This window comes from Streptococcus sp. WM07 (assembly GCF_004570525.1).
GTDB lineage: Bacteria > Bacillota > Bacilli > Lactobacillales > Streptococcaceae > Streptococcus.
The window spans coordinates 1-357 of the sequence record NZ_SPPZ01000299.1 but is presented as its reverse complement, the minus strand read 5'-3'; the positions used below and the strand labels follow the sequence as shown (position 1 = coordinate 357).

Annotated in this window: 1 protein-coding gene; it reads right to left on the bottom strand. The window is 48.2% G+C overall.

Translation table 11 applies throughout. The annotated features are described in order from the left end of the window. Positions 1-357, bottom strand: a 357-nt coding sequence (locus E4T71_RS09320) for a Rib/alpha-like domain-containing protein (RefSeq protein ID WP_245165729.1), incomplete at both ends; no start/stop codon positions are given.

Below are 357 nucleotides of genomic sequence, written 5' to 3'. Positions count from 1 at the left end.
CTTGCTTTGGAGCCTCTTCAACCTTAACCGTTACTGGAACCTTATCTTGAGAGCCATCTGGGTAAGTCACAACTACTACCGCTGGCTTATCCCCTGCTGTCTCAGTATCTACTGGACTTTCAAAGGAAACTGTTGTGCCTGCTGGGAGAGATGGCAAGTTAGAGATTGACTTCTCTGCGGATGGGGTTTCACCAACCTTAACCGTTTGATCCGCCGGGGTTGGTTCATTACTATCAGCTTGCTTTGGAGCCTCTTCAACCTTAACCGTTACTGGAACCTTATCTTGAGAGCCATCTGGGTAAGTCACAACTACTACCGCTGGCTTATCGCCTGCTGTCTCAGTATCTACTGGACTTT